Origin of the sequence: Rhodophyticola porphyridii (assembly GCF_003688285.1) — a bacterium.
GTDB classification, from domain to species: domain Bacteria; phylum Pseudomonadota; class Alphaproteobacteria; order Rhodobacterales; family Rhodobacteraceae; genus Rhodophyticola; species Rhodophyticola porphyridii.
Genome location: NZ_RCNT01000001.1, coordinates 275873 through 301122 on the forward strand (window position 1 = coordinate 275873; position 25250 = coordinate 301122).

At 64.4% G+C, this 25250-nt stretch carries 31 protein-coding genes; 15 read left to right on the top strand and 16 right to left on the bottom strand.

All coding sequences use genetic code 11. From position 1 onward, the window contains the following. Positions 1 to 4 precede the first annotated feature (4 nt). Positions 5 to 907 (bottom strand): zinc-ribbon domain-containing protein, encoded by a 903-nt coding sequence (locus tag D9R08_RS01365; RefSeq protein ID WP_121896204.1) that lies wholly within the window; start codon positions 905 to 907, stop codon positions 5 to 7. A 169-nt stretch (positions 908 to 1076) separates the two neighbouring features. Between D9R08_RS01365 and D9R08_RS01370 the strand changes: the two genes are divergently transcribed. Genes D9R08_RS01370 through D9R08_RS01385 form a run of 4 tightly spaced genes read left to right on the top strand, consistent with a single transcriptional unit; the run spans position 1077 to position 3974 of the window. Next, positions 1077 to 1754 carry a cell division ATP-binding protein FtsE gene (locus tag D9R08_RS01370; protein WP_121896205.1) on the top strand — a complete coding sequence of 226 codons (678 nt, stop codon included), beginning with the start codon at positions 1077 to 1079 and terminating at the stop codon, positions 1752 to 1754. Beyond that, on the top strand, positions 1751 to 2653 hold the full coding sequence (locus D9R08_RS01375; RefSeq protein WP_121896206.1) for a cell division protein FtsX: 903 nt from the start codon (positions 1751 to 1753) through the stop codon (positions 2651 to 2653). The genes D9R08_RS01370 and D9R08_RS01375 overlap by 4 nt, the downstream gene beginning before the upstream one ends. Beyond that, the gene (locus tag D9R08_RS01380; protein ID WP_121896791.1) at positions 2653 to 3378 is read left to right on the top strand and encodes a lysophospholipid acyltransferase family protein; all 726 of its coding nucleotides are present in this window, start codon (positions 2653 to 2655) and stop codon (positions 3376 to 3378) included. Before D9R08_RS01375 ends, D9R08_RS01380 begins: the two co-directional genes overlap by 1 nt. After that, positions 3375 to 3974: a pyridoxamine 5'-phosphate oxidase family protein gene (locus tag D9R08_RS01385; protein WP_121896207.1), complete on the top strand. Its 600-nt coding sequence runs from the start codon at positions 3375 to 3377 to the stop codon at positions 3972 to 3974. The genes D9R08_RS01380 and D9R08_RS01385 overlap by 4 nt, the downstream gene beginning before the upstream one ends. A 34-nt stretch (positions 3975 to 4008) precedes the next feature. On the opposite strand, the gene D9R08_RS01390 is transcribed toward D9R08_RS01385, so the two are convergent. Then, positions 4009 to 4464 (bottom strand): CIA30 family protein, encoded by a 456-nt coding sequence (locus D9R08_RS01390; protein ID WP_121896208.1) that lies wholly within the window; start codon positions 4462 to 4464, stop codon positions 4009 to 4011. 92 nt (positions 4465 to 4556) lie between these two features. Then, on the bottom strand, positions 4557 to 5516 hold the full coding sequence (locus D9R08_RS01395; protein ID WP_121896209.1) for an acetyl-CoA carboxylase carboxyltransferase subunit alpha: 960 nt from the start codon (positions 5514 to 5516) through the stop codon (positions 4557 to 4559). A gap of 124 nt (positions 5517 to 5640) precedes the next feature. Between D9R08_RS01395 and D9R08_RS01400 the strand changes: the two genes are divergently transcribed. Then, positions 5641 to 6477: an AraC family transcriptional regulator gene (locus tag D9R08_RS01400; RefSeq protein ID WP_121896792.1), complete on the top strand. Its 837-nt coding sequence runs from the start codon at positions 5641 to 5643 to the stop codon at positions 6475 to 6477. On the opposite strand, the gene D9R08_RS01405 is transcribed toward D9R08_RS01400, so the two are convergent. The 4 genes from D9R08_RS01405 to D9R08_RS01420 all read right to left on the bottom strand — a co-directional run bounded on the left by D9R08_RS01405 (position 6474) and on the right by D9R08_RS01420 (position 9424). Then, a complete protein-coding gene (locus D9R08_RS01405) occupies positions 6474 to 7430 on the bottom strand; it encodes an L-malyl-CoA/beta-methylmalyl-CoA lyase (protein WP_121896210.1) in 957 nt (318 codons plus the stop codon). The two genes, D9R08_RS01400 and D9R08_RS01405, sit on opposite strands and share 4 nt — an antisense overlap. A 150-nt stretch (positions 7431 to 7580) precedes the next feature. Next, positions 7581 to 8750 carry a MalY/PatB family protein gene (locus D9R08_RS01410; RefSeq protein ID WP_121896211.1) on the bottom strand — a complete coding sequence of 390 codons (1170 nt, stop codon included), beginning with the start codon at positions 8748 to 8750 and terminating at the stop codon, positions 7581 to 7583. Between the two features lie 57 nt (positions 8751 to 8807). Then, a complete protein-coding gene (locus D9R08_RS01415; protein ID WP_121896212.1) occupies positions 8808 to 9020 on the bottom strand; it encodes a helix-turn-helix transcriptional regulator in 213 nt (70 codons plus the stop codon). Beyond that, on the bottom strand, positions 9017 to 9424 hold the full coding sequence (locus D9R08_RS01420; protein ID WP_121896213.1) for a hypothetical protein: 408 nt from the start codon (positions 9422 to 9424) through the stop codon (positions 9017 to 9019). The genes D9R08_RS01415 and D9R08_RS01420 overlap by 4 nt, the downstream gene beginning before the upstream one ends. A gap of 124 nt (positions 9425 to 9548) precedes the next feature. Here D9R08_RS01420 and def (D9R08_RS01425) point away from each other — a divergent pair, with 124 nt between their 5' ends. The 5 genes from def (D9R08_RS01425) to D9R08_RS01445 are packed head-to-tail and all read left to right on the top strand — an operon-like array spanning position 9549 to position 12233. Continuing rightward, positions 9549 to 10073: a peptide deformylase gene (gene def / locus D9R08_RS01425; RefSeq protein ID WP_121896214.1), complete on the top strand. Its 525-nt coding sequence runs from the start codon at positions 9549 to 9551 to the stop codon at positions 10071 to 10073. Further along, a complete protein-coding gene (gene def, locus D9R08_RS01430) occupies positions 10070 to 10555 on the top strand; it encodes a peptide deformylase (RefSeq protein ID WP_121896215.1) in 486 nt (161 codons plus the stop codon). The genes def (D9R08_RS01425) and def (D9R08_RS01430) overlap by 4 nt, the downstream gene beginning before the upstream one ends. After that, complete coding sequence (gene def, locus D9R08_RS01435; RefSeq protein WP_121896216.1) at positions 10545 to 11039, top strand: peptide deformylase; 495 nt, start codon at positions 10545 to 10547, stop codon at positions 11037 to 11039. Before def (D9R08_RS01430) ends, def (D9R08_RS01435) begins: the two co-directional genes overlap by 11 nt. A 22-nt stretch (positions 11040 to 11061) precedes the next feature. Beyond that, a complete protein-coding gene (gene fmt, locus D9R08_RS01440) occupies positions 11062 to 11973 on the top strand; it encodes a methionyl-tRNA formyltransferase (RefSeq protein WP_121896217.1) in 912 nt (303 codons plus the stop codon). Beyond that, on the top strand, positions 11973 to 12233 hold the full coding sequence (locus D9R08_RS01445; protein WP_121896793.1) for a hypothetical protein: 261 nt from the start codon (positions 11973 to 11975) through the stop codon (positions 12231 to 12233). The genes fmt and D9R08_RS01445 overlap by 1 nt, the downstream gene beginning before the upstream one ends. A gap of 68 nt (positions 12234 to 12301) precedes the next feature. Here the strand turns inward: D9R08_RS01445 and D9R08_RS01450 are convergent, their stop codons facing one another. The 6 genes from D9R08_RS01450 to D9R08_RS19180 form a co-directional block, all read right to left on the bottom strand. After that, positions 12302 to 12919 (bottom strand): trimeric intracellular cation channel family protein, encoded by a 618-nt coding sequence (locus D9R08_RS01450; RefSeq protein WP_121896218.1) that lies wholly within the window; start codon positions 12917 to 12919, stop codon positions 12302 to 12304. Next, entirely contained in the window at positions 12916 to 13371 is a 456-nt protein-coding gene (rnhA, locus tag D9R08_RS01455; RefSeq protein ID WP_121896219.1) for a ribonuclease HI, read from the bottom strand. The genes D9R08_RS01450 and rnhA overlap by 4 nt, the downstream gene beginning before the upstream one ends. Beyond that, positions 13364 to 13951: a class I SAM-dependent methyltransferase gene (locus tag D9R08_RS01460; RefSeq protein WP_121896220.1), complete on the bottom strand. Its 588-nt coding sequence runs from the start codon at positions 13949 to 13951 to the stop codon at positions 13364 to 13366. The genes rnhA and D9R08_RS01460 overlap by 8 nt, the downstream gene beginning before the upstream one ends. Next, positions 13948 to 14400 carry a DUF3429 domain-containing protein gene (locus D9R08_RS01465; protein WP_121896221.1) on the bottom strand — a complete coding sequence of 151 codons (453 nt, stop codon included), beginning with the start codon at positions 14398 to 14400 and terminating at the stop codon, positions 13948 to 13950. The genes D9R08_RS01460 and D9R08_RS01465 overlap by 4 nt, the downstream gene beginning before the upstream one ends. Positions 14401 to 14529: 129 nt before the next feature. Next, positions 14530 to 16023, bottom strand: coding sequence for a D-alanyl-D-alanine carboxypeptidase family protein (locus D9R08_RS01470; protein ID WP_407690584.1), 1494 nt, complete (start codon positions 16021 to 16023; stop codon positions 14530 to 14532). Between the two features lie 10 nt (positions 16024 to 16033). Continuing rightward, on the bottom strand, positions 16034 to 16231 hold the full coding sequence (locus D9R08_RS19180) for a hypothetical protein (protein WP_199709248.1): 198 nt from the start codon (positions 16229 to 16231) through the stop codon (positions 16034 to 16036). Positions 16232 to 16287: 56 nt separating this feature from the next. Between D9R08_RS19180 and hemF the strand changes: the two genes are divergently transcribed. Beyond that, positions 16288 to 17169 (top strand): oxygen-dependent coproporphyrinogen oxidase, encoded by an 882-nt coding sequence (hemF, locus tag D9R08_RS01475; RefSeq protein ID WP_121896223.1) that lies wholly within the window; start codon positions 16288 to 16290, stop codon positions 17167 to 17169. A 41-nt stretch (positions 17170 to 17210) separates the two neighbouring features. On the opposite strand, the gene D9R08_RS01480 is transcribed toward hemF, so the two are convergent. After that, complete coding sequence (locus D9R08_RS01480; RefSeq protein ID WP_121896224.1) at positions 17211 to 18272, bottom strand: glycosyltransferase family 4 protein; 1062 nt, start codon at positions 18270 to 18272, stop codon at positions 17211 to 17213. Positions 18273 to 18445: 173 nt separating this feature from the next. Here D9R08_RS01480 and D9R08_RS01485 point away from each other — a divergent pair, with 173 nt between their 5' ends. Then, a complete protein-coding gene (locus D9R08_RS01485; RefSeq protein ID WP_121896225.1) occupies positions 18446 to 19036 on the top strand; it encodes an outer membrane protein in 591 nt (196 codons plus the stop codon). Between the two features lie 66 nt (positions 19037 to 19102). On the opposite strand, the gene D9R08_RS01490 is transcribed toward D9R08_RS01485, so the two are convergent. Then, positions 19103 to 20275 (bottom strand): NAD(P)/FAD-dependent oxidoreductase, encoded by a 1173-nt coding sequence (locus tag D9R08_RS01490; RefSeq protein WP_121896226.1) that lies wholly within the window; start codon positions 20273 to 20275, stop codon positions 19103 to 19105. Continuing rightward, a complete protein-coding gene (gene hemE, locus D9R08_RS01495; protein WP_121896227.1) occupies positions 20275 to 21306 on the bottom strand; it encodes a uroporphyrinogen decarboxylase in 1032 nt (343 codons plus the stop codon). The genes D9R08_RS01490 and hemE overlap by 1 nt, the downstream gene beginning before the upstream one ends. Positions 21307 to 21406: 100 nt before the next feature. Between hemE and hemC the strand changes: the two genes are divergently transcribed. The 3 genes from hemC (at position 21407) to cueR (ending at position 25247) form a co-directional block, all read left to right on the top strand. Further along, positions 21407 to 22357 carry a hydroxymethylbilane synthase gene (hemC, locus tag D9R08_RS01500; RefSeq protein ID WP_121896228.1) on the top strand — a complete coding sequence of 317 codons (951 nt, stop codon included), beginning with the start codon at positions 21407 to 21409 and terminating at the stop codon, positions 22355 to 22357. Positions 22358 to 22425: 68 nt separating this feature from the next. Next, positions 22426 to 24849 (top strand): heavy metal translocating P-type ATPase, encoded by a 2424-nt coding sequence (locus D9R08_RS01505; RefSeq protein WP_121896229.1) that lies wholly within the window; start codon positions 22426 to 22428, stop codon positions 24847 to 24849. Beyond that, positions 24846 to 25247 carry a Cu(I)-responsive transcriptional regulator gene (gene cueR, locus D9R08_RS01510; RefSeq protein WP_121896230.1) on the top strand — a complete coding sequence of 134 codons (402 nt, stop codon included), beginning with the start codon at positions 24846 to 24848 and terminating at the stop codon, positions 25245 to 25247. Before D9R08_RS01505 ends, cueR begins: the two co-directional genes overlap by 4 nt. Positions 25248 to 25250: the final 3 nt, after the last annotated feature.

Genomic DNA, 25250 nt, shown 5'->3' on the forward strand with positions numbered 1-25250 from the left:
CCGGTTACTCAGAGGCTTGTGCATCCTCGCGCTGCAACACCCCCTGTGCGAGCCCATCCAGCCAGAACCGAGCCTCGTCGACCTGGGTGACATAGGCCTGTATGGCGGGGCCTGCTTGCGGCAGCCGCTCGGCGATCTGGACCGCGTTGGAGTAGACGGCCACAAGCCCCGCCGCGATCAACAGGACGAGGCCGAAGCCAAGCCTGATCCCGCGGCGGCGGCGTGGCGCCTCGTCGAGGGTTTCCACATCGCTGGCCTCGCTCTCGCCGGCATTGCGGTCGCTCGTGGCCCTGAGGGTCGAGTTGATCTCCTCGATATCGGGCAACAGATCGCGGCGCGGCCCGTCATGCACGCTGGAGCTGATCATCTCGTCCAGCGCGTCATCGTCAAAGCTGTCATCGGCATCCGGCATCCGGCGATCCGTTTGCCCATGGCCTGCCGGCGGCGCCGGCGGCGGCTGGTCCAGCGGCATCTCGTCCTGGGTTTCAACGGTTTCCTGTGCAGCCTGTCGCAGGCGCGCTTCGCGCTCGGCCTCCTCGCGCAGCAGATCGCGCAAGGCCGGGTCCAGATCGCGGCGGGTGCGGGGCTGCGCCGATGTATCGGTTTCCTTCGGCGCGTCGTGGCCGTTTTCGCCGTCGTCCTGCGCGCGTTCGGCCTCCGGCTCGACCGGCGCCTCAGCCGTCTCGGGCGCGGCGGGCTCATCTGTTTCGGTCTCTTCGGGCGGCAGCGATGCTTCGTCCGCATGTGGCGCGTCATGCTCGCCATCCGAGGTCGAAGCCGCAATCCGGGGGCCGGGCTGGAACCAGGTTGTCGAGCAGTTGGAGCATTGCACGTCCCGGCCGTCGGCCGGGATCATATCGTCGTCGACCTCGTATCGTGCGCTGCAATTGGGACATGTCAGCCGCATCGTCACCCCGTTTCCGCTTCGCGTCTGTGTGACCGCTTATTCTCTAAACTGCACTAATGTTTAACAACCAAGCGAATTGTTTCCAAGTGATTGTATATCTGTGCCAATTGCAACCTCGCTCAGCCTGAGGCATGAGAGTGACATATGGGGACGCGCGGAGTATGGAATTTTGATCGAACTGGAAGACGCGGCATATGGCTACGGGACCGAGCCGCTTCTGTCCGAGATCGGCCTGCGGCTTGCGCCGGGGTCGTTCCATTTCCTGACCGGCCCGTCGGGCGCGGGCAAGACGACGTTTCTGAGGCTTTGCTATGCGGATCTGTTGCCCACGGGCGGATCGGTCCGCCTGTTCGAGCAGGAGGCCAAGGCGATGTCTCGCGACGACATTGCGAAGGCCAGACAGCGGATCGGTGTCGTCCATCAGGACTGCCAGTTTCTGGACCATCTGCCGGTGGCCGAAAACATCGCCCTGCCCCTGACCGTATCGGGCCGCAAAACGGGGCAGGAGGCGGCAAATCTGGAAGAGTTGATCGGATGGGTGGGGTTGCGCGCCCGCGCGGATGCCCTGCCGCCGGAATTGTCGGGCGGCGAGAGGCAGCGCGCGGCCCTCGCCCGCGCGGTGATCATGGACCCGGATGTCATTCTGGCCGACGAGCCCACGGGCAATGTCGATTGGGAGATGTCGCTGCGCCTGCTGACTTTGCTTGTGGAGTTGAACAAGATGGGCAAGACCGTCCTGATCGCCACCCATGATCTTGCCCTGATCCGCGCTGCCAAGGCGCAGGTTTCGGCCCGTGTGCTGCGCATCGGGGGCGGACGGATTCATCTTGCGGGGGCGGATTTATGAACGTCGTCTCCCGATTTCTGCGGTTTGTTCAAGGCGATAGCCAGGCCGATCGCGTGGTGCCGCCGACGGGCTATTCCGCGCGGCTGACCGTGTTCACGGCCGGGGCGATGGCCTTTCTGGCGGTCTTCGCGATGGCCTTGTCGCTGGCCGCGGACCGGTTGGCGGATCGCTGGTCCGACGCGCTGGCCCGCACCTCGACCATCCGTATCTCGGCTCCTTTGGCCGAATTGGAGGCGCAGACATGGGCGGTTCTGACGGTGCTGGAGCAGACCTCCGGCGTGGACAGTGCGCGGGCCCTCACCGATGACGAGCAGCGCGCGCTGCTGGAGCCTTGGTTCGGCCCCGATCTGCCGGTGGCCGACTTGCCGATCCCGCGGCTTGTCGAAGTGGTCGAAACGGCGGAAGGATACGATGCCGAAGGCCTGCGCCAGCGTCTGGCGGCGGAGGCGCCGGGCGCTGTGCTGGACGACCACACCCGCTGGCGCCGCCCGCTGGTGGAAGCCGCAAACGGTCTGCGTCTGCTCGGATGGGTCGCCATCGCGCTGATCCTTGCCTCCACCGCGGCGATGATCACCCTTGCCGCCGGGTCCGCTCTGGCGGCCAATCAGGGTGTCATCAAGGTGCTGCGTCTGGTGGGTGCGCGGGACAATTACATCGCGCGCGCCTTCGTGCGCCGGTTCACACTGCGCGCGCTCAGCGGAGCGGCGGCGGGCACGGTTGCCGGCATGATCGCTGTTGCCCTTCTGCCACGGGCGGGGGACGAACAGGCGTTTTTGACCGGGCTCGGCTTTTCCGGTCTTCATTGGCTCTGGCCGCTGACCGTGCCGGTCCTTGCCGCCGTCACGGCCTTCTGGGCCACGCGCATCGCCGCATTCCGAACGCTTGGAGGGCTCAGATGATGCAATGGCTGCGATCGCTCGCCTTCATCGTGCAGATGTATCTGGCGATGCCGGTGGCGGCGATCATCTATCTGCCATGGGCAGTGTTCAGCCCGGCGGGCGCTCACGCGGCGTGTCACGCCTATTGCCGGTGGGTGTTGTGGACGCTGCGATGGATGGTCGGCCTTCGGGTCGAGGTGCGCGGCACGCCACCGACGGATGAGGTGATGGTCGCCGCGAAACACCAGAGCTTTCTCGATATCCTCGTGATCTACAACGCCATGCCGCGCGGCAAGTTCATCATGAAACGCCTGATCATGTTCGCGCCTATCATCGGGCAGTTCGCCTTGCGCATCGGCTGCGTCCCGGTTGATCGGGGCAAGCGCGGGGCCGCGATCAAGAAGATGCTGAGCGATGTGAAAAGCGGGCGGCAACAGGGCGGGCAGTTGATCATCTATCCGCAAGGAACCCGCGTCGCGCCCGGCGTGTCGGCCCGCTACAAGGTGGGAACCGGTGCGCTCTACGAACAGCTCGGGCAGCCTTGCGTTCCGGTGGCCACCAATGTCGGCGTCTTCTGGCCCAAGCGCGGCATCACCCGCAAGCCCGGTCTTGCGGTTGTGGAGTTCCTGCCGCGGATCGAGCCGGGCCTTTCAGTCGCCGATTTCATGGCCCGGCTGGAGCACGACGTCGAAAGCGCAAGCGACGCGCTACTGCAAGAAACCGGATTGGATCGGAGCCTGACATGAAGACGATCACGGATATCGAGGCGCTGGAAACCCTCTACGATGTTGTGAACCCGCTGGCGATCCGCAAGGTCACTCCGGTTCTGACCCCGCTCTACCGGCAATGGGTCGGGGCCGCGCGTTTCGTGGTGTTGTCGACCATCGGCCCCGAGGGCACCGATGGCAGCCCGCGCGGCGATGACGGCCCGGTGGTCCGGATCGTTGACGACCGCACCCTCTGGATGCCCGACTGGCGCGGCAACAACCGGATGGATTCCCTGCGCAACATCGTGCGCGATGGGCGCGTGTCGCTGATGTTCATGATTCCCGGTGAAAACAACGTGGTCCGCATCAACGGCACCGCCGTGATCAGCGATGATCCCGAAGTGACACGCACCTTCGAACAGGGCGGACGGCATCCGCGGACGGTCATCGTGATCCGCACGGGCGAGGTCTATTTCCAATGTGCCAAGGCGCTGATGCGGTCCGGGCTCTGGACCCGCGACGGGATGGAGGGGCTGCCGACTGCGGGGCAGTTCCTGAAGGAACGTCAGCAGGAGTTCGACGGCGCGGCCTATGACGAAAACTACGCCGATTATGCGAAGGACCGGATGTGGTGAGGCCCCCGGCCGGGCACGTGCGTCCCGCCTGCGTTCAGATCGCGCCGAGTGCCGCCAGCGACACGTCGGCCTGATGATCGCGGCCATAGGCCACCAGTCCGAGAGAGCGAATGTCCTCCGGCCGGATCCGGGCCCTCAACATTCCGCCCGATGGCGTAAAGTCGGCCAGCGGGATCGTCACATCGACCCAGTCCAGCGGCGCATCGAACCCGGCCTGGTAATACTGCCACGGCAAGCGCGAGCCCGTTGTGCGCAGATGGATGAAGTATCGCTGCTCATTGCCGCGCACACGCAGCCGCAGAGCCGTGGCGGCCGGGGGCAACCCATCGGGTAGGGCGGTCCGGGCCTGAATGAAACCGCCCCGGTTTTCCGTGCTGACCGAGCCGCTCAGGCGCAGGGCCTCGCCGTGAAGCGCCGCGTTCCCCTCGGACACGCCGCCCATGACCGTGTCGGCCAGGTAGGTCCAGTCATAGCTGTTGGCCGGGGTCATGGTCAGGTTGCTCCAGCTTTCGGACAGCGCCGCATGGGGGGCAAGGCCCGCCGCCCACCCGGTCAGGAGGAGAAAGCGCCGGTCAAGAGGTGTCAGGCTGCCAATCCTTTGGAGCCCATATCCAGATACTTCTTCCGCCGGGCCTTCACGAGCGCCTTGCCGCTCTGCCCGTCCATCTCGGCCAGCAGCGCCCCGATCGCCTTGCCGACGGCGGCGATTGTCGCGTCGCGGTCACGCTGCGCGCCGCCCATGGGCTCCTTGATGATGTGATCGGCCACGCCGAGCCGCTTGAGATCCTGCGCCGTCAGGCGCAGCGCCTCGGCGGCTTCGCGCATCTTTTCGGCATCTTTCCAGAGGATCGAGGCGCATCCTTCGGGCGAGATCACGGAGTAGATCGAGTGTTCCAGCATCGCGAGCCTGTCCGCGGTTGCAAAGGCTACCGCACCGCCGGAGCCGCCCTCACCGATGATAACCGAAATGAGCGGCACCCGGATCTGAAGGCATTTCTCGGTACTTCGCGCAATCGCCTCGGATTGCCCGCGCTCTTCGGCGCCCTTGCCGGGATAGGCGCCGGGCGTGTCGACAAGGGTGACGACGGGCAGGTTGAACCTGTCGGCCAGATCCATCAGGCGCACGGCCTTGCGGTACCCCTCGGGCCGCGCCATGCCGAAATTCCGCTCGATCCGGGTCTTGGTATCGTGCCCCTTTTCATGGCCGATCACCATCACAGGCATGTCGTCGAACCGGGCAAGCCCGCCCATCACCGCATGGTCGTCTGCGAAGTTCCGGTCGCCGGCCAGCGGCGTGTATTCGGTGAAAAGCGTCTCGATATAGTCACGGCAATGGGGCCGGTCCGGGTGGCGCGCGACCTGACATTTCCGCCACGGGCTAAGATCGCGGTAGAGATCCACAAGCATGTCCGACGCTTTCTTGTCCAGCGCCTTGGCCTCCGCCTCGACATCCATCTCCTCGTTGCGACGTGCCAGCGCGCGCAGCTCCTCTGCCTTGCCTTCGATCTCGGCAAGCGGTTTCTCAAAATCGAGATAGTTCATGCGGGCCTCCGCCAAGCGATCCTTGCGAGGTTATATGACGGTGTGGACCGGCGGATGCAACTCGGCAAGATTTGTGAATGCAAGGCGCGGCATGACAGTGGCCGAACGCTCCGGAGGACCGGCCATGGCCACAAGCTACGAAGACAGGCTGCTGCGCGTGCTGGAATACATCCACGACAATCCGGCCGGTGACCTGTCGCTGGACGAACTGGCCGATGTCGCTGCGATGAGCCGGTTTCACTGGCACCGCGTCTTTCGTGCGATGACCGGCGAAACCTGCGCCCAGGCCGTGCGCCGGGTGCGCCTGAATCACGCTGCCGTGTGGCTGGTGCAGACGGACCGGCCGCTCAGGCGGATCGCCGCGGATGTCGGTTACCCCAGCCTGTCCAGCTTCAGCCGTGCCTTTGCAGCAAGCCATGGCCTGACCCCCGGTGCGTTCAGAACCCGCGGCGAGTTGATGCCGCCGCTTCTGACCGCTGAAAAAGGAGGCTACCCCGTGTACCCGATTGATATTGCCGACCACCCCGCGCGCCGTTTGGCGGCCATCGCCCATCGTGGCCCCTATGCCATGATCGGCAAGGCATTCGAAAGCCTTGGCGCCGTGTTCAGCTCCCGCAACCTCTGGCCCCACGCGGGCGGGATGGTGGGGGTCTACTATGACGACCCCGATGCCGTTGACGCCGACGACCTGCGCAGCCTGGCCGGTGTTGTGGTGGATGACGCCGCGCCCGTGGCCGCGCCGCTGGAAGAAGTCAAGCTTCCTGCCGGGCGCTATGCGGTCATGCATTACAAGGGCCCCTATTCCGGCCTCGCCGCCGCCTACAAGCATATGTATGGCGTCTGGCTGCCGCAATCGGGGGAGGAACTGGGCGATCACCCGCCGATCGAGGTCTATCTCAACAACCCGCAAGACACCGCGCCCGATGATCTTCTGACGGATGTCTGTGTGCCGGTGGTCTAGCCTGCGATCATCTCGGATTGCCTGACGATCACTTCGGCCTGCTTAATGGACGCGATATCGACCAGGCGACCCTTGTAAACCGTTGCTCCCGAGCCGCTTTTCTTGGCCGCCTCCATCGCGGCCAGGATCTCACGGGCTTCCGCCACGGCCTCGTCCGACGGTGTGAACACCTCATTGGCAAGCGCGATCTGTTTTGGATGAATGGCCCATTTCCCGACCATCCCGAGCGTTGCAGAGCGGCGGGCCTGGGCGCGGTAGCCGTCATCATCGCTGAAATCGCCAAACGGCCCGTCGACAGGCAGCACGCCATGGGTGCGGCAGGCGGCGACGATGGCGGTCTGGGCCCAATGCCAAGGGTCGCTGAAATGCCGCGTCTCGTCGTGAAGCATGTAGTAGTTTTCCTGCGTGCCGCCGATGCCGGTCGTCTGCATCCCCATGCTGGCGGCGAAATCGGCGGCGCCGAGGGACATGGCCTGAAGCCGTGTCGATGCCGCGGCGATCTCCTCCACATGGGACAGGCCGGCGGCACTTTCGATGATCACCTCGAAGCTGATCTTCCGGTCACGGCCCCGCGCGGCTTCAATCGCCGTCACAAGCGCGTCCACGGCATAGACATCGGCGGCGCAGCCCACCTTGGGAATCATGATCTGATCCAGCCGGTCGCCGGATTGCTCCAGCAGATCGACCACATCGCGGTACCAATAGGGCGTGTCCAGCCCGTTGATCCGTACGCTCAGGGTCTTGCTCCCCCAGTCGATGTCCCCGATCGCCTGAATGACATTTGCGCGGGCTTGCGGCTTGTCGTCGGGCGCAACGCTGTCTTCCAGATCGAGATTGATCACATCCGCCGCGCTATCGGCCATCTTCTGAAACAGCTTGGTATTGGAGCCGGGCCCGAACAACTGACAACGATTGGGGCGAGCAACGGGCTGGGGCTGGATACGGAAGGACATGGGGACACTTTCGGCGCAAGGATGTTTCGTGGGCGTTGCCGGAATGGGTAGGTTATTGCGTGGCCGGGCGCAAGTGCTGCGGCGCGGCATGGCGATGTACGGTAGTGTTCCGGCTGCGCGACTTTGCTCAGAACGGGCGCGACGCGGAGTTTACTGCAGGTCCTGGAAAGCGGATCGCATCCGCCGCACCGCATCCTCGATCACTGCCCGTGGCGCGGCGATGTTGAAACGCAGGAAATCCTCCCCGCCCTTGCCGAAGGTCGGCCCGTGGTTCACGGCGATTTTCGCTTCCTCCGCGGTGCGCCGGGTGAATTCCGCCATATCCATGCCCGTGCCCGAGAAATCGACCCAGGCCAGATAGGTGCTTTCCAGTTTCATCGAGTGCAGGCCGGGGATGGCGTTGATCCCGTCATCGAAGATCCGCGCGTTTTCGGCGAGATACGGGGTCAGGCTGTCAACCCAGGCGGCACCCGCGGGTGTGTAGGCCGCCGTGGCCATGAACAGCCCGAAAGAGTTCGGCGACATGCCCATCGCCATCATCCGGGTGTTGAAGCGCGCGCGCAGATCCGGATCCTCTATGATCACGTTGCCCACATGGGACCCCGCGATATTGAACGTCTTGGTCGTGGCCGTCATCATGATCAGCCTGTCGGCGATACCGTCGATCTTTGCCATCGGTATATGGGTATGCCCGGGCAGCACCAGATCGTGATGGATCTCATCGGAGACGATCAGCAGTTCGTGGCGTTTGGCAAAGGCGGCCAGCGCCTGCAACTCCGCTTGCGTCCAGACGCGGCCACCGGGGTTGTGCGGCGAACACAGGATCAGCATCCGCTCATTGCCGGTCATCTGTGCATCCCACGCGTCGATGTTCAGTTCGTACCGGCCGTCGGCATTGACCATCTCGCATTCCACCAGTTCACGACCGGCGGCACGGATCACCTTGGCGAAGGCATGATAGACCGGCGTCATCAGAACGATGCCATCGCCTGGCTGGGTATAGGCGTCGAGGCACATTGCCGTGCCGTTGACGAGGCCGTGGGTGGTGAAGATCCAGTCCGGCTCGATGGTCCAGTCATGGCGGTGCTTCATCCACCAGCAGATCGCCGCGCGGTACTTGCTGTCATCGCCGAAATAGCCGTAAAGGCCGTGGTCGATCATCGCCTGCAGCGCATCCTGAATGCACTGCGGCGGGCGGAACTCCATATCCGCCACCCACATGGCGATCCCGTCCGACGGAGATACGCCGTAAAGCTGCTCCATCATGTCCCATTTCACGCAATGTGTGCCGCGCCGGTCGATGATCTCGTCAAATGACATGAATGCCTCCGTCCTGTGTCCGCGCCAAGCTAGCTGACGCGGAGCCGGGCGCAAGAGCTAGCCGTCGGGCGGCAATTCGAAGAGATCATGCACACTGACCTCCAATTCATCCGCAAGACACAGGGCGAGATAGGTGGAGGGCGTGAAGATCCCGTTCTCGATCGTGTTGACGGTCTTGCGCGAAACGCCCACCGCGTCGGCCAGTTCGGCCTGGGTTAGTCCAGCCTTGGTGCGGTGGGCTTTCAGGTGAACGATCAACCGTGCCGTCATTCGGCACGGCCCCGCAGGATCGAGGCGAGGTAATGGGCCGGCGGCGCGGCGCCCAGAACCGGCCCGAGCCAGAAGAACGCCATGTCCGCATCAAGGAGCCCGCTCAGCACCAGCACGAGGAAAACAATAAACACGGCAAGGACGGCCCAGAACCCGAAGATCAGGCTGTCGCGATGCGCGGCGGTGTTCTGTTCGTCCCACGCCGCCTCTGCGGCTGCGGGGTGGCGCAGATTCATGATGAAGGACAACACGGCATAACCGATGCCCGCGCCGCCGATCAGCCAGGCCCAGGTCAAGCCCGAAGGCCCGATGGAAGCAAGGGACGCGATCACCGCTGTCAGGGTGAGGATGACGATCATGGCGCTGCCGATCAGGCGGATGCGGCTGACGGGATTGGTGGACATCAGAGGGGGTCTCCATAACAAGGAATAAGTAACCTTGGGGTTACATATCCGACTCAAAAAGTAACGTCAAGGTTACACATCGCATAACTTGCGAGATGTGCGGCGGGTCGCTAAATGCATGGCTATGAAACGTTCCATACTGATCCATCCCGACCCACGCCTGAAAAAGGTGGCCGATCCGGTGGCTGACAGCAGCGATGAGTTGCGCAGCCTTGCCGATGACATGCTGGAAACCATGTACGCCGCCCCCGGGATCGGGCTGGCCGCGCCGCAGGTGGGAATCCTGCAGCGGCTGATTGTCCTGGATTGTGTGAAGGAGGAGGGTGCCGCACCCCGCCCGCTGACGATGTTCAACCCCCGCGTGCTGTCCAGCTCCGACGAACGCAACGTGTATGAAGAGGGTTGCCTGTCGCTGCCCGAAATGTACGCGGATGTGGAGCGCCCTGCCGAGGTGACCGTGGAATGGATGGACCGGGACGGGCGACCGCAGACCGAGACCTTCGACGGCCTTTGGGCCACCTGCGTGCAGCATGAGATCGACCATCTGGACGGCAAGTTGTTCATTGACTATCTGCGCCCGCTGAAACGCCAGATGATCACCCGCAAGATGGTCAAGCTGAAACGCGAACTGGCCCGGGAGAAGGCGTGAGCCTGCGTCCCATCCTGCGGTGGCCCGATCCGCGCCTGAGCGAAACCTGTGCGCCGGTGACCGGCGATATCCGCGAGCTTTCCGGGGACATGTTGGAGACGATGTACGCTGCGCGCGGACGGGGGCTGGCCGCGCCGCAAATCGGTGTTTTGCGTCGGCTGTTCGTGATGGATGTAGGATGGAAAGAAGGCACTCCAACCCCCTTGATCTGTGTGAACCCGGAGATCGTAGACCGGTCTGAGCGGCAGATCAGGGGCCCGGAGGGTTGTCTGTCTATCCCGGGCGTCACGGCGCAGGTTATGCGCGCCGAATGGATCGTCCTGCGCTGGACCGATGCAGGCGGCACAGGCCATCAGGCGCAACTGGACGGGTTTGCCGCAATCTGCGCACAGCATGAACTCGATCATCTGGACGGGATTGTGACATTTGACCGGCTGGAGCCTGCGATCCGGGCCGAACTGGAGGCCGACTATGCCGGTTAAACCGTTTGTCATGTGGCCGGACCGGCGGCTGCAAACAGTCTCTGAGCCGGTCGAGGAGGTGACCGGCGCGGTGCGGGCGATCTGGACCGATATGATCGACACGATGGATGCCATGCCGGGTGTGGGCCTTGCTGCGCCGCAGATCGGCGTGATGTTGCGGCTGGCGGTTGTGGATGCGTCCGATGAGCGGGGCCGGGCGATACGCATGGCAAACCCCGAACTGCTTCATGCAAGCGTCGAGTTGCGGTCCCATCCGGAAGGCAGCCCGAATCTGCCGGGCGTTCACGCGGAGATCAGTCGCCCGCGCGCCGTGACCGTGGCCTATCTGGATGAAACCGGCGCACGGGTGGAAAAGGATCTGGTCGGGCTGTGGGCCACAAGTGTGCAGCACCAGATCGATCATCTGGACGGGCGGATGTATTTCGACCGGCTGAGCCGTGTCAAACGCGACATGCTGCTGAAAAAGGCGAGGAAACGGGCGTGAACATCCCGTCGGAGAGGCACGTATGAGAGTTGTGTTCATGGGCACGCCGGCGTTTTCGGTGCCGGTGCTGGAGGCGCTGGTCGACGCGGGCCACGATATTGCGGCGGTCTATTGTCAGCCACCGCGCCCCGCGGGCAGGGGCAAGAAGGACCGGCCCTCGCCGGTGCAATCGCGCGCCGAGGCGCTGGGGCTGACGGTCCGCCATCCAATCTCGCTCAAGACGCCCGATGCGCAGTCGGACTTCGCCGCGCTTGGTGCCGATGTCGCCGTGGTCGTGGCCTACGGGCTGATCCTGCCGCAGGCGATCCTGGACGCGCCGGCAGGCGGTTGCCTCAATATCCATGCAAGCCTGTTGCCCCGGTGGCGGGGCGCCGCGCCGATCCACCGGGCGATCATGGCGGGTGACCGGGAAACCGGCATCTGCATCATGGAGATGGAGGCCGGGCTCGATACCGGGCCTGTCCTGCTGCGCAGGACCGTCGAAATCGGGGCTGAGGAAACGGCCGGCGATTTGCATGACCGGTTGAGCGCTCTGGGCGCGGACGCGATTGTCGAGGCTCTGGCGCGGCGCGATGAGCTTGTGGCTCAGCCGCAGCCGGAAGCCGGTGTGAGTTATGCGGCGAAGATCGACAAGGCCGAGGCACGGGTGGATTGGGCCCGACCGGCGATGGAGGTGGATCGGCTGATCCGTGGACTCTCCCCCTTTCCGGGGGCGTGGACGATGTTGGCCAACCGGCGGATCAAGCTCTTGCGCAGCCGGGTCGTGCCGGGCGAGGGTGAACCCGGCGTCGTGCTGGACGGGCTGCGCGTGGCCTGCGGCACGGGCGCGGTGGAACTGACCGAACTTCAGGCCGAGGGGCGCGCCCGGCAGGATGGCGAGACGTTTTTGCGCGGAACCCCGGTTGCTCCGGGCACAGTGTTGGGAGACGGATGATGGGCTTTTTCGCGTTTTTCGGCTCGTTGATGATCGGCGGGCTCATGGGCTATCTCTTCGAACGCTGGGGGATCACCCATAACGGGATCATTCCATCGGTCCTGATAGCGCTGGGGGCGGTGATCGTCGTTTTCATGCTGCGGGTGATGTTTCATCTGAGCTTTGGGTCGCCCGGTGTGGATGCGATCATCGGGTCGGCGGCGGCACTGGTGCTGATCCCGACGGAATGGGCGCATCGGCGGCGCAACCGCCGGAAGTGACCGCCGATTTCCCGGAGAGGACGGGATTCGGGCGAGGGGCGTTTCACCCCGCTGTGGTTTGCCGTCGCTCAGGACCTGGGCGGGCGTGGCCGGTAGACCGGTAATCGCCAGCCAAAGGCAAGCGAGCCTGCCCGCAGGGCAAAGGTGGTCAGGATGCAGGCCATGATCGGGGCAAGCGGATCGGCGGTCAGATACGGTATGGCAAGGGCGGCCCCGGCCCCGGCAAGGGCGGCGGTGACGTAGAGCTCCCCCTGTTTCAGGACCAGCGGCACCTCGTTGCAGACGACATCGCGCATCAGGCCGCCAAGCGTGCCGGTGGCAACTCCCATCACAAGGATGATCGGCACCGACTGATCCATCGCGCCGGCCACACTGACGCCTGCGGCGACCGCGATGGCCAGGGCCGCGGCGTCCAGCCAAAGCAGCACCGTATACCGACTTTCCAGAAGATGGGCGGTGAAGAAGACGAGAAACGCGGCGGCGCAGGCAATGGCCAGATGGGTGGGATCGGCAAGCCAGAACACCGGGTCGCGGTCAAGCAGCAGGTCGCGGATCGTGCCACCGCCGACCGCCGTCAGGCAGGCGACGAAGAAGAAGCCGATGATGTCCAGCTGCGCGCGGGACGCGACCAATGCCCCGGTCAGCGCAAAGACCGCCACGGCGGCATAATCCAGCATGGCGATCATGTCGGCTTGTACGGGGCCATGCCGGCCCGGGCCAAGGCGTCGGCGCGTTCGTTTTCGGGGTGGCCGGCATGCCCCCTCACCCATTCCCAGGTCACAGTGTGGCGGGCATTCGCCGCATCCAGACGGCGCCACAGATCCTCGTTCTTGACCGGTTTTTTCGTGGCTGTGCGCCAGTTGTTCCGTTTCCAGCTATGCAGCCACGCGGTGATGCCGCCTTTGACATAGGCGCTGTCGGTGATGACGGTCAGCGTGGAGGGACGGTCCAGCGCCTCAAGGGCATGGATCGCGGCCAGCAGTTCCATCCGGTTGTTGGTGGTGTCCGCCTCGCCGCCTTTCAATTCGCGGGTCTTCAAGACGCGGTCGCCGTCGCGCGCGATCAGCAGGGCGCCCCAGCCGCCGGGACCGGGATTGCCGGAACAGGCCCCGTCGGTATAGGCGAACAACTCAGCCACGGGCGATGATCAGGATATAGGGGTCGAGCGTTCCCGCAAGGCCGCGGCCCTCGCCGGTTTCGGTGCTGAGAACCGTCAGACCGGCATCCTCCAAATGTTCGCGCAACGCGGGCTCGGTGTAATAGGTGTAGAACCGGCCGATATCGTCCCGCGCCTCGCCCGTGCCCAGCTTCATCCCGAGAAAGAGGAGCCCCCCCGGTTTCAGGGCCTTCGCCAGGGCGGTGAGATGGCGGGCAAAGTCGGCGCGACGCGCATGAAGCAGGGAAAAGCTGGCCCAGACCCCGTCATACAGATCGGTTCCGGTGACATCATCGAAACCGCCAAGTCTGGCATCCACCCCGCGCGCCCGTGCGACCTCGACGAATTCGGCGATCGGGTCTAGCGCCGTGACCCGAAGCCCGGCGGCCTGCATGGCCGCCGCATGGACACCCGGGCCGCAACCAAGATCGAGAATGTGCGCGCCGTTTGGCAGATGGGATATGAAATCCACCATTGCCCGGGCCTGAATTTCCGTCATCGCGACGGCGGCATATTCGTCTATACGGTCGGAATAGGCCCTGAGCGTCTCGTGATCCGTCATCTGACAATTCCCACCGCAAGGCAGGCCGCGACAACCGCCGTCAGCAGCAGACGCAACGCCATCCACCAACGTGGCGCGAGCCCCTGTTGCCAGAACATGTAATCCATCGGCAGCAACGCGATGAACCCCGCCAGAAGCGCGACTATGGCGCTATCGGGCCGGCCCTGGGCCATGAAAAACGCCCAGAGCGCGGGCAGCACCGAGAGCGCATACCCGGTTGCGGCGACGGCGCCCGTGGCCTTCGTGGCGAAGCCCCACAGCGCGCCGGACATGAAGCACAGGATCACGATGCCATAGGTTTGAAGCACAAACGGCCCGGTGAGTGCTGACCCCAGCACGCGCGCGGACCAGCCTTGCAGGGCGGGGTTGGTCAGAGTGGCGGCGCCCCACAGAAAAGGGATCAGGCCGGCAAGTCCGATAAGAAGGGCGAAGCGGGGAATTCTGCTCATGGTGCCTATGTGCCGGGGCTTGGCCGCTGCGGCAAGAGGGTTCCCCGCAAATGCCGCCATTCGGCAGCGGGGTGCAGCGGTTGCAACATGGGGTGTGCTTTCGCCCGGGCTCCGGCGGGTCGGAACGGATCAGGGGCCGTAGGTGGTGCAGGTCACGGCACGCGCCATCAACCGGGCACAGGCGCGCGCGGCCTGATCCTCGGTCATGCCGTCAAACCGCGCCTCGAACCCGCCGGAGCGGCTGACGACGCGGCGCAGGGCTTCGTCGAACGTGCCGAGTTCCGCCAGCGCCGTGGTCAGCAACAGACGTTCGGCACCGTGACGGGTTGGGTAGCGACCAAGCGAGACACCGTAAAGCCGGCTGCCGGTGGAAGAGGCGCGGGTCACGACCTCGGGTTCAAGCGGCATGGCGCGGGCCACAACCTCGGTCAGTTGCATGGGCCGGGGCGCGGGGGATGTATCCGACGGGGTCAGCGCGGCAACTTCGATGGCGTCGGGTTGGGCGGGCTCCATGGCCGCCGCCTCGGCAATCAGTGTGGCTGCGGGCGCGTCGGAGGGTTCGGCGGGGGCGGCCACCGTGGCTGCTGCATCTTCCGCCGCCGGGGCCTCCACCGTAGCGGTGACCGCATCTTCCAGGGCGTCTTCCACCGCGGCGTCGATCGCGGCAAGCAGCACGGGCGAGGCTTCGCGGACCGGACGGCGCACCGGAACGATGCTTTGTGCCACGGCCAGGGTTGCGGGGCTGCCGGGCCGGCTTGGCTGGTTGTCATAGGTCGGCAGACTTGGCCGCCGGATCGTTGCGCGCGTGGGTGCACGGGCGAACCCCATATCCAGAAGCTCCATGATCCGCTGATTTCGGGAGGCCGTGGATTGGCCCCCGAAAACGGTCGCGATGATCCGCTCCTGACCGCGCTCGGCCGAGGCGACGAGGTTGAACCCGGCTGCCCGGGTATAGCCTGTCTTGATCCCGTCCGCTCCGCGATAGGCGTCAAGGAACCGGCGGTTGGTGTTGCGAACCGTTGCAATTCCCGCATCGGTCGAACGCCGGGAGAAGATATTGTAATATTGCGGGTAGTCGAAAAAGAGACGGCGCCCCATCACGGTCATGTCACGGGCCGTCGACAGGTGGCCTTCTTCGGTCAAGCCGTGAGCATTGCGGAAGGTCGTGCGGGTCATGCCCAAGGCGCTTGCTGTACGGTTCATGCGACGTGCGAAGGCTGCTTCGGAGCCTTCTATCGCCTCGCCGATGGCTGTGGCCGCATCATTTGCCGATCGCACGGCCGCAGCGCGCACGAGATAGCGCAAGGAGATCCTTGATCCGGCCCTCAGACCCAACTCCGAAGGCGGCTCCGCAGCGGCATTGGCCGAGATCGTCACTGGTGTATCCATGGTGATTTCGCCAAGGCGCACGGCTTCGAACGCGATGTAGAGCGTCATCATCTTGGTCAGCGATGCGGGATGAAGACGGGTATCGGCGTTCCGGGAATGCAACACCTCTCCGGTCCGTGCATCCATGACCATGGCGGCATAGGGCGCCGCGCGTGCTGGCGCACTGATCGTCAGCACCACGCACAAAAGCGCAATGAACCCGAAGAGGGCCAATGAAATCCGTCTGTGTCTCACGAGACCTGCTCTATCTGCCTCTGGTGCCGTCTTGTGCGGCGTTTCCCCAATCGTAGGGGATTTTCCCAAGGAAATCCATGACAAAGACGTTAACGCCGGAAGCAATTTTTTGCATGCGGCGGGTTGTGAGGAACATATCGGTGATGCTCCGGATGATGCCGCAACATCTGCCACCGGCGAGATGATCCAGGGTCAATCGGTCGCGCATCTTGCTCTGGCCGAATGGTCTGGGCATAAATCGTCCGGAGCGAGAGAAGGACCACCATGACCGACATGTTCGAGACCCGCAAAGCCCGCGCCTCCGCGTGGTTCCGCAGTTTGCGCGATGAAATCGTCGCAGCCTTCGAAGGGCTGGAAGACACGCAGGGCGGCGGGCAGGAACCCGGCCGGTTTGATGTCTCCGAAACCACACGCGCGTCCGATGACGGCAGCGATGCGGGTGGCGGACTGATGAGCGTTATGCGCGGGGGGCGGGTGTTCGAGAAAGTCGGCGTCAACGTTTCCACCGTCTATGGCACGTTGGGCGAGCGCGCGGTGCAGGCCATGGCAGCGCGCAAGGACCTGTCGGGCCTCAGGGACGATCCGCGCTTCTGGGCTTCGGGCATCTCCCTGGTGGCACATATGCAGAACCCGCATGTGCCGGCCGTTCATATGAACACGCGCATGTTCTGGACCCCCAGTGCATGGTGGTTCGGCGGCGGGTCTGACCTGAACCCTGCGATCGAGTACCCTGAGGATACGGCCACGTTTCATGACGTGCTGAAGGATCACTGCGACCGGCATCAGCCGGCTTATTATCCGCGCTTCAAGGCCTGGGCGGATGAGTATTTCTTCGTGCCGCACCGGGGCCGGGCCCGCGGGGTCGGCGGCATTTTCTACGATGACCTGAACACCGGCGACTGGGAGGCCGACTTCGCCTTCACCCAGGATGTGGGCCGGGCATTCCTGCCCGCCTTTCTGGGGGTGGTCGAGAAGCGCCGGCATGCGGCATTCACCGAGGCCGACCGGGAGGCGCAACTGGTTCATAGAGGGCTCTATGCGGAGTATAATCTGGTCTATGACCGGGGCACGAAATTCGGGCTGGAGACGGGTCACGATGCGAATGCCGTGTTGATGAGCTTGCCACCGGTCGCGAAGTGGACCTGAAACAGGTTACAAAAAAGCACGATTTTCGGATCTTTTGCAACCTATTCCGCAGCATCCAGAAGCGCGCGGTAGATGGTCACGATCGCCTCTGCCTCGCGCTCGATCCCGAAATCTGACACCACATGGGACCGGGCGTTGGCCGATTGGCGGGACAGCTCGGACGGGTCGTCAAGCAGCTTCGCGGCAGCGCTGACCATCGAGGCGACATCGCCGGGCGGAATGAGTGCGCCCGTTTCGCCGGGAACGATCAGCTCCTCGAACGCGCCGACTGTCGTCGCAATCACCGGAACACCACAGGCCATGGCTTCCAGCGGGGTGAGGCCGAACCCCTCCCATCTTTGCGGCGCGATGAACAGATCGAGTGCCTGATACCATCTGGCAATGTCGTGAACGGGGACTTCCGGCGGAAACAGAAACCTGTCGGAAAGGCCGGTGGCGGCAACCCTTGCCTTCAGATCCCGCTCGAAGCCGCGGTGTTTCTCGGTCGCGCGCCCCATGACGATCGCCGCGGCCTTGGGCCGGTCGCGCAGCAGTTCGATCATCGCGTCGACGAAGACATCCGTGCCCTTCTGCGCGCGGATGCGTCCGAAGCACCCGACAATCGGCCCTGGCGGCAAGCCAAGCGAGGCCTTGATCGCTGCACGGTCTGCGGGCGGAGAAAAGTTTCCGGTGTCGATGCCATGCAGGATCACGCGGGACGGGCGATCCAGATAGTCAGCGGTTTTACATGAAGTGGAAATCAGGGCGTCCATCTGCCGGATCAGCCATTTCGAATACCCGGTGTGGCGGCGTTGGGAGGCGGAGGTGAAAAGCAGCTTCAGCCGTTTGCGAAACAGATGTTTCAGGACCAGTCCGGCCAGCATTTCGGAGTTCCGCCGCGCATGCCACACCCGGTGTCCCGACGGGCCGGAGGCGGACATCGTCAGAAGGTCGCGCCGGCGGATCTGCGGAACGTGATCGGGGAGCGCGGGCGCAACGGCGGCAATCGCGATACTGTCGGCCTGCAACGGCACCAGCCGCACCACGGTTGCCGTCACGCCCGACAGGCGACGCTTGAAATTCGGCGCAAGCACGTCGATCTGCCCGGGGTCGCGATAGGTCATTCTGCGCGCATAACTCTTGTGCGGGAGCCAGACAAGCGCCGAGCAGGGAACCTGATGACGGGTTCGGGCGTTCACGCAATAGTTAACAACCCGCGCGCTTGCTGCGTTTCGGGTTCGTTCTACTATCGATTATTATGGGTTTTGCCCATCAATAAACACGGAAAGAGGAAAAGATGCGTATCAAGACACTTGCACTAAGCACTGCAATGCTTGCGCTGGCCGCTCCCGCGCTTGCCTCTGGCCCGGTGCAAACGACAACGCCGCCGCCGGTGACGATCGTTCCGCCCGCGCCGGCCTATGACTGGACCGGCCCTTCGGTCGGTCTGCAGTTTGGCCAGATCGATGTGGAAACCAGCGGTGTGGCCGCGCTCAGCGGCGACGACATGCTGATCGGTATCCGCGCCTATTACGATTACGATTTTGGCGACTTCATCGTCGGTGGCGGTCTGCAATACGACACCACGGATGTGGATCTGGGCGGCGTGACGAATGTCGATTCCGTCCTGCGCGTCGGTGCCCGGGCCGGTATCGACCTGAACCGTAACTGGATCTATGCGACCGCCGGTTGGGCGCGGGTTGAAACCAGCGCCGCGGCCGTGGGCGATTCCGACGGGTACTTCGCCGGTTTGGGTTATGAGATCTTCCTGTCTCAGAACGTGACCCTTGGCGCCGAAGTTCTGTACCATGAATTCGACGATTTCGATCTGGGCGGACTGGAAGCCGAGGCAACGACCGCGGCACTTTCACTGAACTTCCGGTTCTGATCCGGGTCTTCACAACACAACCCCCCGGCTCGCCCGATGGACGGGCCGGGGGTGATTATGTGGGGTTCAGTCAAGCATGGCGCGAAAGTCCGTGTCGTATCCTTCCGCGTTCAGGTGCTGCCCGCGGGCAACCATCGCCCCTAATCGCCCCAACTCATCACAACATTTCGCGCCCGCCCCATTGCCACCTGTCAGAAGGGTGAGCCTGTCGGACAGCCGCGCGATATAGGGGAAGCCGGTTTCGGTAAAGCTGACCGCGCAACTGCCCGTATGTACCGACCGGATCGCCAGACCCGGCATCAACTCGCGAAGATGGCCGATCAGGTCCGAGCCGACCGCAGAGTTGCCATCGCCCTGAAACCACTCGGTCATGCCGGCATAATCCTGCAAGATCGGGCTGTCTCCCTCACCGCCGATTTTCAGGTAGAGCCTGCCATCGGGATAGCGGATGGGCGGCAGAACATAGAGATCATAAGCCAGCCCTTCAGGGATGAAGATAAGGGTTGGCATATGCGCCAGCCGCGCGGCCTCGGCCTCATCGACCTCGGCGAATGCGATGGTGCGGGCGTAAACCCGCAGGCGCGGGCGCGCGGGCAAGAGCCGGTCGGTGGCGGCATAGCCTCCGGTGGCCACGACCGCATGATCCGCCTCCAGATGCGTGCCGTCCGCCAGCCTGACCTCCCTGCCTTGCAAGCGTGTGGCGGGGCTGCGGACCAGTTCGGCGCCGGCACGTTCGGCCAGCAGAGCTTCGGCATCCCGGATCGCGCGGGGGTTGATGTGGCCGCCGGTCGCCTCCCAGGCGGCGCGGGTGCCGGGGGCAAACCGGAAGAACGGGAAGCGATCAGGCAGGGTGGTCGCATCGTGATACTCATGGGCGATGCCCAGATCCCTTGCGACGGCCAGGAAACCCTTGGTGAAGCTATCGCCCCGACCCGACACGGGGCCGGCCATCATGCCGCCACACGAGGTGAAGATGGAAAGGCCGCTGCGTGCCTCCAGATCGCCGTAACGCGCGATGGAGCGGCTCGACAGGCGGGACCAGTCCGGGTCATGGGCCAGTTTCCGCGTGATCCGGCCCTGATCGTGGTGGCTGCCGAAAGGGCCGGTAAATGTGGCGCGATCATCGGGTTCGTCGGGCCCGACCAGGACCACTGACGCGCCGGCTTCGGCGAGATGGCGGGCGCAGGCGCTCCCCATCAGCCCGCGTCCGATCACGGCGACGTCGAAGCCCGGTGTCATCAGCCGCGGATCGCCTCCAGCATCCGGTGCACGTTCTCGGGGTCCGCGTCCGGGGTGATGCCATGGCCCAGGTTGAAAATATGCGGTCCGCCCCTGAATGCCGCGACGATGGCGCGGGTATCATCGACCAGCGCCTGACCCCCGGTAACCATGTGCCGGGGATCCAGATTGCCCTGAATGCAGCTGTCAGGTTGCAGGTGCTTCGCCGCCCATGCGGCATCCACCGACGTGTCGATGGCAAGCCCGTCGGCGCCGACGGCCTTTGCGAAACCCAGATAGGCGTCGCCGGCTTCGCGCGGGAAGGCGATGACGGGCAGGCCGGGGTGGCGGGATTTCAGCTCGGATATGATCCGCTTTGCGGGCGCCAGCGCGTATCTCGCGAAATCGTCGCCTTTCAGCGACCCGGCCCAGCTGTCGAAGAGCTTCACGACCTCCGCGCCGGCTTCCACCTGTTTGGAGAGGTACTCGATCGTCGCCTCGGTCAGAAGGTGCAGCAGCGCATCGAATGTTGCGCGGTCCTCGGCCTTCAATTTGTGGGCCGGGGCCTGATCCGGCGTGCCGCGCCCGGCTATCATGTAGGTCGCAACCGTCCAGGGGGCACCTGCAAAGCCGATCAGCGCGGTCTCAGCCGGAAGCTCGCGCGAGAGGATACGGAGTGTTTCGTAGACCGGCGCCATGTGATCGTGGATGTCATCCTTGCCCTTCAGAGGCGCAAGCCCTTCGGGCCCCGTGATGGTTGACAGCCGCGGGCCTTCGCCGGTGACGAACCAGACATCCGCCCCAAGCGCATCGGGCAGGAGCAGGATATCGGCAAACAGGATCGCCGCGTCGAAACCATAGCGGCGGATCGGCTGCAACGTCACCTCGGCCGCCAGATCGGAATTGTAGCAGAGCGACAAGAAGTCCCCCGCCTCCGCGCGCGTTTCCCGGTACTCTGGAAGATAGCGCCCGGCCTGCCGCATCATCCAGACGGGCGGGGTTGGCAATGTCTCGCCGGCGAGGCTGCGGAGGAGTTTTTTGGTGTCAGGCATTCGTATGATCCTTTGTCTTCGCCGCACCGTCCCGTCCGGCAGGCAAACTGTCAAGCCAAGGCCCGTTGTCAAGACAAGTTGACACATATAGGAATATGAAATGACGACCGAAATGCCCTCCCCCGCCTCGCCTCTGAAGATTGGAACCCGTGGCTCGCCGCTCGCGCTGGCGCAGGCCAACGAGACCCGCGCCAGGCTGGCCAGAGCCTTCGATCTGCCATTTGAGGCCTTTCAGATCGTGATCATCAAGACCACCGGTGACAAGGTGCTGGACCGACCGCTGAAAGAGATCGGGGGCAAGGGACTGTTCACCAAGGAAATCGAAGAGGACATGTTGTCGGGCAAGATCGACATTGCCGTTCATTCGATGAAGGACATGCCGGTGGAGCAGCCGCCAGGATTGCTGCTCGATACCTATCTGCCACGCGAGGATGTGCGAGATGCGTTCGTATCGTTGACCCATGGCGCGATGGGCGACCTGGAACCCGGCGCAAAGGTGGGCACCTCAAGCCTGCGCCGGCGGGCGCAGCTTATGGCGCGGCGCCCCGATCTGGAGGTGGTGGAGTTTCGCGGCAATGTGCAGACCAGAATGATGAAACTGGGCAACGGCGTGGCGGATGCCACATTCCTTGCAATGGCTGGGTTGCGTCGGCTGGGCATGGAAGAAGTAGTGAAATCGGCGATTGAAGTGGAGGAGGTGCTGCCGGCCGTAGCACAGGGCGCCATAGGCATCGAAAGACGGGCCGACGATAGCCGCGCGGCAAAGTTTCTGGAGGCGATCCATGACGGACCAACAGGTCAGCGGCTTGCGGCGGAACGCGCATTTCTGGCCGGGCTCGATGGATCCTGCGAGACGCCGATCGCGGGGCTGGCCGAGCTGGATGGCGGCACGCTGCGCCTGCGCGGGGAGATCCTGCGCCCGGATGGATCCGAAGTGCTTAATGACGACAGGCGCGCGCCGGTTGAAGACGGGCCCGAACTGGGCGCCGCGATGGCGGCTGCGCTGCGGGCCGAGGCGGGGGAGGGGTTTTTCGACTGGATTTCCGGATAGAAAGCCCTTGACCTTCCAGTTGCTGGAAACCTTATGTGAGGCAGGACCGCAAATGCTGGACCTGCCCGATGCCCAAAGATCAAAGCTTTTCAGAAACCCGACTGAAGGTTGAAAACCTCACCTGCGGCAGCTGCGTGGCCCGGGCCGAGGCAGCGTTGGCCGCGCAACCCGGCGTCGTTTCAGCGACGGTGAACCTGGCCACGAAACGGGCGGATGTTACAAGCGAAGGGCCGTTGGACATGCCTGCGCTGGAACAGGCGATGTCTCAAGCCGGGTACCCTGTACATGCCGAGACATCCGCACAGATCACCCGGCTGAGTGTCGAAAACCTCACCTGCGGAAGTTGTGTGGCACGCGCCGAAACCGCGCTGCTGAGCATCCCTGGCGTGGAGAAGGCGCATGTGAACCTCGCAACCCACAGCGCGGAAATCGAAAGTGGCGGCCCGCTGGACCTGCACGCGATGCAATCGCATATGGCGGCGGCCGGCTACCCGGTCACGCCCGTTGCCGAGGCGGGCGACCCGGGTGACGACTCTGCCAGCGAGATCGCCGCGCTCTGGCGCAGCTTCTTGCTGGCCGGCGTTCTGACCCTGCCGGTTTTCATTCTGGAAATGGGCAGCCACCTGATCCCGCCGTTTCACCACTGGGTGATGGCCAATATCGGAACCTTTCCTTCGCATTTCACTCAGTTTTTGCTGACCACGCTCGTTCTGGCGGGGCCGGGGCGTATCTTCTTTCGCCATGGGGTGCCCGCGCTCCTGCGTGGCGCGCCTGAGATGAACTCGCTTGTGGTGCTGGGAACCTTCGCGGCCTGGGCCTTTTCCACGGTGGTGACCTTCGCGCCCGGGCTCGTCCCCGAGACCTCGCGCTTCGTCTATTTCGAAGCGGCGGCGGTGATCGTGACGCTGATCCTGCTTGGCCGGTATCTGGAGGTTCGTGCCCGCGGGCAGGCCGGCAATGCGATCCGGCAATTGATGGGGCTGCGACCGGAGACGGCGACTCGCGCCAATGGCGAGGCCGTCGCAGTGGCCGCCATTGCTCCGGGCGACGAGCTGCGCCTTTTCCCTGGTGAGCGGGTGGCCGTGGACGGGGTCGTGATCGACGGGGAAAGCTATATCGACGAGGCCATGATAACGGGCGAACCGGTGCCATCGGCCAAGGCCGCCGGTGACACGGTGACGGGCGGTACGCTGAACACGACCGGATCTCTGGTCTATCGCGCGACCCATGTCGGCGCCGATACGGTGCTGGCCCAGATCGTGCGGATGGTAGAGGATGCGCAGGCCACGCGGCTTCCCATCCAGAGCCTGATCAACAAGGTCACGGGCGTGTTCGTGCCAATCGTGCTGGTCATTGCGATCACGGCGGCCGGAGCATGGTTCCTGTTTGGTCCCGATCCGGTGAAGGCCTTGGTGATCGGGGTTTCCGTACTCATCATCGCCTGTCCCTGTGCGATGGGGCTGGCCACGCCCGTCTCGATCATGGCGGGGACCGGGCGGGCGGCGGAACTGGGCGTACTTTTCCGCAAGGGCGATGCCCTGCAAAGTCTCGGCCGCGTGGATCTGGTGGCGTTCGACAAGACTGGAACGCTGACCCTGGGCGCTCCTGCGGTGACGCGGATCGCTCCGGTTTCCGGGCCCGGCGACGCGCTTCTGGCGCTGGCTGCGGCGGTTGAACAGAACTCGGAGCATCCCCTTGGCCAGGCGGTTGTGGCTGAGGCCAGAGCCCGGAACCTTACGTTGCCCGAGGTGTCCGGCTTCCAAAGCGTCACCGGCGTGGGTGTGACCGCGCAGGACGGCGAGGCGGTGATCCGGATCGGGACCGAAGCGATGATGGCGGAGGCGGGCATAAGCGAAGAGCTGTCCGGCGACGGCAGCGAAACGCTTATCCATGTCGCCCGCGACGGCGACTATCTGGGAGCGATTGCCCTGGCCGACCCGGTCAAGGAGGATGCGGCCCAGACCATCGCCACGCTGAAGGCGCAGGGCAAACGCGTGGCGCTTTTGTCAGGCGATGCGCGGGGGCCCGTCGACGAGGTTGCGCATAGGCTTGGCATCGACGAAAGCTTTGCCCGGCTCAGCCCGGAGGACAAGCTGGCCCGGGTCGAAGCGTGGCAGGCCGAAGGCCTCAAGGTCGCGTTCGTGGGCGACGGCATCAACGACGCGCCCGTACTGGCGACGGCGGATGTGGGTGTGGCCTTGGGATCCGGCACTGATGTGGCGATGGAGGCCGCGGATGTGGTTCTGATAAGCGGGGCGCCATCAGGCGTAGCGACGGCGAGCGAGGTCAGCCGCCGGACGATGCGGAACATCGTGCAGAACCTCGTCTGGGCCTTCGGATACAACGTGGCGCTGATCCCGGTGGCGGCCGGTTTTCTGGCACTGTTCGGCGGGCCGTTCCTGTCGCCTATACTGGCGGCCGGTGCGATGGCTGCAAGTTCGGTTCTTGTGGTAATGAACGCGCTGCGGCTCAGACGGATGGAGGCGGCATGAATATCGGCGATGTGGCGGAGCGGACCGGGTTGCCGGCGAAAACCATCCGCTACTATGAGGAAATTGGACTGATCCACCCCCTGCGCGGCACCAATGGCTATCGCAGTTTCACCGACGCGCATGTTCACAAACTGGCCTTTCTGGGCCGGGCGCGCGGTCTGGGGTTTTCGATCGAGGAATGCCGGGCGCTGCTGGCGCTTTACGAGGATCGGGGCCGTGCATCGGCGGATGTGAAGCGGATCGCCAAGACGCATCTGGCCGGGATCGAGGAAAAGATGAAGGAGCTGTCAGCCATGCGCGATACGCTGGCCGATCTGGTCGAGAAATGCGCCGGCGATCACCGGCCGGATTGCCCGATCCTGAAAGACCTCTCCGAGGTCGGGCAGGACGCACCCTGACCG